The sequence below is a fragment of the Arthrobacter sp. P1_B3 genome (assembly GCF_056406615.1).
This window is the reverse complement of record NZ_JBFTZV010000052.1, coordinates 1-6,397: the sequence shown is the minus strand read 5'-3', so window position 1 is coordinate 6,397 and position 6,397 is coordinate 1. Positions and strand designations below refer to the sequence as shown.

Genomic DNA, 6,397 nt, shown 5'->3' with positions numbered 1-6,397 from the left:
GTCATACCGCGGCCTTCGGACCCGCTGCCCGGACCCTGCCCCCCAGGTCCGGGCAGCGGCCAGGACAGCGGGCGGCGTGATGCGGCCACTGCCGGCACCCGGACAAGGGCGGTCCGCGCCCGTTCGTGCCTCCGCGCCTCCGGCTCCGGCTCCGGCTCCGCCTATCGCCGGGGTGTCGGTGGACACCTCCGGCCCGGACGTGCGCGTGGACTTCGAACTGACCAGACCGGCAGGCAAGGGGAGCTACCTGGTGGGGCTCCTTGCCGGCGACGGGGGCCGCACCTCGATCCGGCACCTCACGGTCAGCCTTCGGGACGGGCGCGTCACCGGCCTGTCCACTTACGATTTCGGGACTGTCATCCGCCGTGCATCCCCGCGCCTGCGCGTCCTGCGTCAATGCACCGCGGCGCAAGGCTCGCCGACGCCGCGCCGGGGACCGAAGCATTCGGAGGACTCCGTGCCAGGCCGGACAGGAACCGGCCGGCGCCAGGGCGCCTCAGGGTCGAAGCCGGTCTTTTCATCGGCACCGTCCTGGTCCGGGACCTCGCCCCGGTGGCGCCTGCTGCACAACGGCTACCCCGTCGTCCACCTGGCCGAAAACACCGACCTAGACATCAGCGCGCTCGCCCGGTCGGGCCTGGAAACCGGCGTCCCGGACCTCAGGACCGTCCTGCCATGCGCCGAACGTCTGACGCCGAGACCCTAAATTTAAATTCAGGCCGCCTGCCTGCCGTTGCCGGTGAAGGCATGCCCGCCCCGGCAGGGGCACCGGGGACAGCGCTGCACGTCTGCCGCGGTAGTTCCCGGTTCCATCGGGTGATCTGCCTCGCTTCTCTCCACGGGGTGCTGAGCCGTGTTCAGACGTTCCTGCCGTCCTCCGTCCGCGACGGCGGTGCCATAGGGACTATTATATAAATTGATGTATTCATCAAATAGTAAATAACCTGAGGCCCCTGGCCCCCTTCGAGGGACTCGCAGCCGCTCCTGAACTCCTATTGGCCTCCGGCCGCGATGCTCCGATGAACCACCCATCACCGTCTAGGATCATCCCCGCCAACGCCACAAAGCGCGGGGGAAGGAAGAGAACCTTGCCAAACACCACACAGTCCACCGTCATGGATACCGCCCCGGCCGCCCTGGCCCGGCTTTCGGACTGGGTCGGCGAAGTTGCTGGCCTGACCCAGCCGGACCGCATCCACTGGGTCAACGGCTCCGAAGCCGAATACCGCCAGATCACCGACGGGCTCGTTGCGGCCGGAACCCTGGTCCGCCTGGACGCGGACAGGTTTCACAACTCGTTTGCCGCCTTCTCCGACCCCAAGGACGTTGCCCGGGTCGAAGAGCAGACCTACATCTGCTCCGAACACGAACGCGACGCCGGCTTTACCAACAACTGGATGGCGCCGGCACAGATGAAGGAGAAGCTGAACGGGCTCTTCCGCGGCGCCATGCGGGGACGCACCATGTACGTGATTCCGTTCGTGATGGGCCACCTCGACGCCGAGGACCCCAAGTTCGGCGTTGAGATCACCGACAGCGCCTACGTCGTCGCCTCCATGCGCATAATGGCCCACACCGGTTCCGAAGTCCTGGCCAAAATGGTCGAACTGGACGCGGACTTCGTCCCCGCACTGCACTCCGTCGGTGCACCGCTGGAGCCGGGGCAGCAGGATGTCAGCTGGCCCTGCAATGACGACAAATGGATCGTCCACTTCCCTGAGGAAAATGCCATCTGGTCCTACGGGTCCGGGTACGGAGGCAACGCGCTGCTGGGCAAGAAATGCTACTCACTGCGCATCGCGTCCGCGATGTCCCGGCAGGAGGGCTGGCTCGCGGAGCACATGCTCATCCTCAAACTCACCAGCCCGGAGCAGAAGGCCTACTACATCTCCGCCGCGTTTCCCTCGGCCTGCGGCAAGACCAACCTCGCGCTGCTGAACCCCACAGTGGACGGCTGGAAAGTGGAAACCCTGGGAGACGACATCGCTTGGATTCGTGTCGGAAAGGACGGGGAACTGCGGGCCACCAACCCGGAGGCGGGCCTCTTCGGCGTTGCACCCGGCACCGGATGGCACACCAACCCCAACGCGATGGACGCCATCGCCAAGGGCAACACCATTTTCACCAACGTGGCTCTCACCGATGACGGCGGCGTCTGGTGGGAAGGCATGACCCGGGACACCCCGGAACACCTGACCGACTGGACGGGCCAGGACTGGACGCCGGGCTCCGGCAGGCCCGCGGCCCATCCCAACTCGCGGTTCTGCACCCCCATCAGCCAGGTCGATATCCTGGCCGAGGAATACTACCAACCGCAGGGCGTGCCGCTCTCGGCCATCTTCTTCGGTGGGCGCCGGAAGACAACCATCCCCCTGGTCACCGAGTCCAGGGACTGGGTGGGCGGTGTTTTCATGGGGTCGACGCTGTCCTCTGAGACCACAGCGGCTGCCGCCGGCCAAGTCGGGGTCGTCCGCCGCGATCCGATGGCCATGCTCCCCTTCATCGGCTACGACGCCGGAAACTACCTCAACCACTGGCTGGAGATCGGCCGGGCAGCCAATCCCGCCACATTGCCCCGGATCTTCCTGGTCAATTGGTTCCGCCGCGACAGCGTTGGTGGCTTCCTGTGGCCCGGATTCGGAGACAACTCCCGCGTCCTGAAATGGGCCATCGAACGGCTCGAGGGGACAGCCGCTGCCATTGAAACTCCCATCGGCTTCGTTCCCGCACCGGAGTCGCTCGACGTCGAAGGCCTCGATGTCACCCGCGGACACCTCAGTGCCGCCCTGGCGGTCGATTCACAGGAATGGGCCCAGGAAATCGACAGCATCGATCAGTGGTACGCCCGGTTCGGTGACTCGCTGCCCCCCGAACTGCCGGCCGAGCTGCAACGCGTCAAAAACCGATTCGCTGCCCGCCGGGGGACGCCGCGCATCAGCTCCCGATAGGAGCCAGGGGTGGCACCCGGTGCCCGGAACCGTCGTGCACCGAGCGCCACCCCGGGTTCGCAGATGTCAGAGACCACCATCGGTGTGGGGCATTGTGCCCATGAAATCAAGGAGACCGCATGAACGAAAAGATCAAGGTCGTTGGCTCTATTGTGGAGCTTGACGGCGACGAAATGACCCGCATCATCTGGCAGTTCATCAAAAGCCGCCTGATCCTTCCGTATCTGGATGTGGACCTGAAATACTTCGACCTGTCCATCCAGAATCGTGACGCGACCGATGACCAGGTCACCATAGATGCAGCGAACGCGATCAAGAAGTACAACGTGGGCGTCAAGTGCGCCACGATCACCCCGGATGAGGCCCGGGTCAAAGAATTCGGCCTGAAGAAGATGTGGGTCTCCCCGAACGGAACCGTCCGCAACATCCTGGGCGGGGTCGTCTTCCGCGAGCCGATCATCATCTCCAACATCCCGCGCCTGGTCCCAGGCTGGAACAAGCCAATCATCATCGGACGCCACGCCTTCGGCGACCAGTACCGCGCCACCAACTTCAAGGTCCCGGGGGCCGGAACGCTAACCCTGACGTTCACGCCCTCCGACGGCGGCGAAGAGATCAAGCAGACGGTGGTCACCTACCCCGACGGGGGAGGGGTGGCGATGGGCATGTACAACTTCAATGACTCCATCCGCGACTTCGCCCGAGCTTCCTTCGCCTACGGGCTGCAGCGGAACTACCCGGTGTACCTCTCCACCAAGAACACGATCCTGAAGGCCTACGACGGCCAGTTCAAGGATCTGTTCCAGGAAGTGTTCGACGCCGAGTTCAAGGATCTGTTCGAAGCCGCCGGCCTCAGCTACGAGCACCGCCTGATCGATGACATGGTCGCGTCGGCGATGAAGTGGGAAGGCGGCTACGTCTGGGCCTGCAAGAACTACGACGGCGACGTTCAGTCGGACACGATCGCCCAGGGCTACGGCTCGCTTGGTCTGATGACCTCCGTGCTGATGACCCCGGACGGCAAGACCGTCGAGGCCGAAGCCGCACACGGCACCGTGACGCGCCACTACCGCCAGCACCAACAGGGCAAGCCGACCTCCACCAACCCGATCGCCTCGATCTTCGCCTGGACCCGCGGCATCATGCACCGCGGCAAACTGGACAACACCCCTGCCGTCATTGACTTTGCCATCACTCTCGAAGACGTCGTCATCAAGACAGTCGAAGCCGGTCAGATGACCAAAGACCTGGCGCTTCTGGTGGGCCCGGACCAGGAATGGCTGAGCACCGAGGAATTCCTCGCTGCACTGGACGAGCACCTGAAGGCACGGCTGGGCTAGCCCATCTCCACGCGCCCGTTGACGTTACGTGGGCGACAGTTACCCGGTGTTGCGTGCTCACAGTCCGCGCTTACGTTGGCCAAACTTTGAACTTCACCCGTGCCACGCAGGAGAGTCTGTACATTTCGCAGCAGGGCATCAGCCAGAGCATTGCTGAGCTGGAGCGGGACGTTGGAGCCGCCCTGCTGGAACGGACGACGCGCAACGTGGCACTCACGGAGGCAGGTGAAGAGTTCCTGCCTGCAACCCGACGTGCTCTCGTTGAGCTCGACGCCGGCGTGGAGGCCGCCCGGCGTGTGCAAAGGAGACAGCTGGGCGTGCTAAAGATGGGTTTCACTGTTTCCTCTGCGCTCGAACTCATGCCACCGATCGTCGATACGTTCCGGTCCCGCTATCCGGACTTGACCATCGAACTGGAGAGTTTCAACCTGAACGATCCTTCATGCGGCCTGCTATCCGGAGAGTCTGATGCCGCCTTCGTACGACTCTCCATCGACGTCCCGGATCTGCACATCGAGCACATCTTCGTTGAGTCCCGAGCGGCCGGCTTACCACGTGGACGTTCCCTGTCGGCTTCGGAGTCCGTACGTCTGAAAGACCTGGCGGATCAGACCATCAGTGCGCCTCGCCGCGCTGATCGAGCTGGCGGGCGTTTTGGATATTGCGCGACAGCGGCCTGGAGGAGGAGTTACCGCCGCGGATCGGGCCGGTCACCTCGTCAGTGGAGGAGGAAATGGAAATTGTGTCAACTGGCATGGCGCTCAGCGTAACCATGATCAGCATGGCTCGGCTCGCGCCTCGGCCCTCAATCGTCTACCGACCCATTGTGGACGTGCCCGGCTCGGTGCTTGCTTTGGCATGGCGCGGCCCGTCACGGCCCACACAAAGGCATTCCGCGCGGTAACCGCCGAAGTGCGCGACCGGGAGACCGCCATCGTCGGCCGCATAGAGGCTGGTCACTACCACTGAAGCTCACTGGCGAATGGGCGCCCCGGGAAGAACCGGGAGGCGCCGATAATGGACCGTCCGTTAGCTGAGGCAGAGGGCGCCTGAGCTTCGGCTGACAGGAATTACGTTCCGAAAGGCTCCTGGCCCAGAATATAGAACAGCCGCACCTCGGCGTGGGTGCGGCTCGTGGCTGCGATGCTCTGAGTTGGCCAATTTGGCGTGTGTACATTGTGCACATTTTGGGCGGTGGATCGGATCGTACTGCTGCCGGACTGGCCCGGATTCGTTATGTTTCCGGGAGTTCCCAGAGTTTGCAGGGGTTGGAATGCAGTTCGAGTCCCACCTTGGGCACAGCATAACCCCTCGTCAGAGGGGTTTTTGCTTTAACGTGTTGACATAGCTTGTGGTGGCGTTCCTCTGACGCTAGGTTCGCGGGCTGTGGCCCGGCCGCCGCGGTGGGCCTATTCAGGTGTGTGGGGTGGCGGTTCAGGGCCCTGGCTGGCGGGCCCTCCGCCTGCTGGGATGTAGGGTAATTTGTCCTCTTCTCTGGCGTGTTCTGGTGGCCCTTATCGGCCATACACCTTCATGTCCAAGGGGTGTGTTGACGACATGACCAAGAATGATTTGTCCTGGTTTCCCACCGTTCAGTTTCTTGCGGTCCAAAGCAATCCGGCTACGGCGGGTTTGTCCGGCGAATGCGGGTGTGGATACTGTCCACACTTAGGTCTGCTTTTTTCGTTGACCCTCAGGCTGTCTCCGTCTTTACTTCTCGGCCTACATAAGTTCATGCGGCCGCGAGTCTTCAACGACCTGATTCCCGTGAGACGCAAGGTTCTCGGGGGGAGCTGCAGGCGCAGGCTGTGGGGGGCCGGAGCGGTCGCACCGAAACAGGAGTTCATGCCCGCACGTTAGTGGTCGTGTTAGTGGATAGCTGGCCAGTCGCCACGTTCGCGATCAATTCCGCTCTCAGTACACCTGATATGTAGGTGTTCCTTGTCAAGAGGGCAAGGGTGAGCGGTCCAAGGCTCTCGTGTCTTGGACCGCTCTTTCGTATCCGTTCGTGGCCTCATCCGGCGGGCTGGCGCGTCGTGATCGACGGCGCTGTCAGACTGATATGCGCGGGTTGGTTACCGCAGGACGAGGTGTTCGGACGAGGTGTTC

Annotated in this window: 4 protein-coding genes; all 4 read left to right on the top strand. The window is 63.3% G+C overall.

What is annotated here, in order from left to right:
* Positions 1-706, top strand: a 706-nt coding sequence (locus AC1D2F_RS23585) for a hypothetical protein (RefSeq protein WP_476967879.1), incomplete at its 5' end; no start/stop codon positions are given.
* A 313-nt stretch (positions 707-1,019) separates the two neighbouring features.
* The gene (locus AC1D2F_RS23580; RefSeq protein WP_476967878.1) at positions 1,020-2,948 is read left to right on the top strand and encodes a phosphoenolpyruvate carboxykinase (GTP); all 1,929 of its coding nucleotides are present in this window, start codon (positions 1,020-1,022) and stop codon (positions 2,946-2,948) included.
* A gap of 119 nt (positions 2,949-3,067) precedes the next feature.
* Positions 3,068-4,288, top strand: a complete 1,221-nt coding sequence (locus AC1D2F_RS23575) for an NADP-dependent isocitrate dehydrogenase (protein ID WP_476967877.1) — start codon at positions 3,068-3,070, stop codon at positions 4,286-4,288.
* An 86-nt stretch (positions 4,289-4,374) separates the two neighbouring features.
* Entirely contained in the window at positions 4,375-5,058 is a 684-nt protein-coding gene (locus tag AC1D2F_RS23570; RefSeq protein ID WP_476967876.1) for a LysR family transcriptional regulator, read from the top strand.
* Positions 5,059-6,397: the final 1,339 nt, after the last annotated feature.

Excerpts from the sequence above, each read along its gene's own strand:
- AC1D2F_RS23580 (WP_476967878.1), top strand. The coding sequence starts at position 1,020 with ATGAACCACCCATCACCGTCTAGGATCATCCCCGCCAACGCCACAAAG.
- AC1D2F_RS23575 (WP_476967877.1), top strand. The coding sequence starts at position 3,068 with ATGAACGAAAAGATCAAGGTCGTTGGCTCTATTGTGGAGCTTGACGGC.